At 64.3% G+C, this 1774-nt stretch carries 1 pseudogene; it reads left to right on the top strand.

From position 1 onward, the window contains the following. Positions 1-457: 457 nt before the first annotated feature. A pseudogene (locus tag JZ792_RS41000) lies at positions 458-1774 on the top strand (IS3 family transposase); the annotation flags it as partial.

Below are 1774 nucleotides of genomic sequence, written 5' to 3' on the forward strand. Positions count from 1 at the left end.
TGCCCTCGATGCCTTCGGGCACTCTCGCCGCTTTCATCGTGCGGCCTTGCTCGTCTTGCACCTCCACATCATGGTGGTCTTCGGCCCAGTCGTCTCCGACGAACAGCACTCAACGCTCCTGAATCTGACGTGTTCGATTGTCAGCAGCCTGCGGGAGACCCAGCGCCCTAATGGACCAGTGCTCACACCAATCATGTTGGTGGGCACGACATCCCATAAGTTGTCCGCTCCCGGCCACCGGCAGGGGCACGATCTGACACCAGAACTCGGGGGTTCAGGCTGAGGGAGTGCTCACCTGCCGGGGCTGCAGGCACCGAGTCTGCCCTACTGGCTGACCTGGTAGTTCCCATTAGGGTGAGTTGAGACCACGGGTTCACAGCAACTTCGGCCTGACGCGGGGCGAGATCGGATCTATCCACCAATGACTACGGCGATGCCGGTGCGCGAGACTGGGCGCATGGCTTCTTCTGCTCGAGGCGATGGTCCCCGCCGTCGGCGCGCGTTCACCGCGGCCGAGAAACTGGCCCACCTGACCGCCTACGAGCAAGCGGTCCAGACGGGTCAGGGCGGGGCGTATCTGCGTCGGGAGGGCCTGTACTCGTCGCTGATGACCGAATGGCGCAAGCTGCGCGACGCCGGTGTGCTCGAATCGAAGAAGCCCACGGCGAAGAAGGTCGGCAAACTCACCACCGAACAAGCCGAAATCGCCCGGCTGAAGCGGGAATTGGCGTTGAAGGACAAGCGGTTGGCCACCACCGAGGCCGCACTGGACATCATGGGAAAAGCGGTCGCGCTCTTGGAAGCGATCTCCGAGAGCGCGGAGCAGGACCCGCGGCCCGGCAAGCGTTGAACAGCGCTTATACCCAACTGCGCGCGGCCGGGGTGGCCACGCGCGCGGCCGCGGCACTGACCGGACTGTCGCGGGCCACGATGAACCGCAACACCACACCCGGCGCCGCGCCTCGGGTCCGGTGTCCGCATCCGGTGCCGCGTAACAAGCTCACCGACGACGAACGGGCGCGGGTGCTCGAGGTGCTGAACTCGCCGGAGTTCGTCGATGCCGCACCGTTGACGGTATGGGCCACCCTGCTCGATAAAGGCATCTACCTGTGTTCGGTGTCCACGATGTACCGGATCCTGGCCGAAAACACCCTGGTCAAGGAGCGCAGACGGCTGGCGCGGCACCCGAAGTCCACGTGTCCGGAGCTGGTGTCCACCGCACCACGGCAGGTGTACTCCTGGGACATCACCAAGCTCGCCGGCCCGGGCAAGGGCATCTATTACGACGCCTACGTGATGATCGACATCTATTCCCGCTACATCGTCGGGGTTCACGTGCACCACCGTGAATCCGGTGTGCTGGCAAAGGAATTGATGGAGCAGATCTTCGGCACCCACGGCATCCCGCACGTGGTCCACGCCGACCGCGGCACCGCCATGACCAGCAAATCGGTGACCGCGCTACTGGCCGACCTCGAGGTCACCCGCTCACACTCGCGACCCCGGGTATCCAATGACAACCCGTACTCCGAAGCATGGTTCAAAACCCTGAAATACGCCCCCGAATTCCCCACAAGATTCGGATCACTCTGGCAAGCAAGGGATTTCATGAACAGATTCGTGGACTGGTACAACCACGAACACCGCCACACCGGCATCGGGCTGCACACCCCGGCCGAGGTGTTCTACGGACTGGCCACCGCCCGCGACGCCGAACGCGCCAGGTCCTGGCAGCCGCCCGCGCCCGCCACCCCCACCGCTTCGGAGCTACCAC

Origin of the sequence: Nocardia noduli (genome assembly GCF_019038455.1) — a bacterium.
In the GTDB taxonomy this organism is placed as follows: domain Bacteria; phylum Actinomycetota; class Actinomycetes; order Mycobacteriales; family Mycobacteriaceae; genus Nocardia; species Nocardia noduli.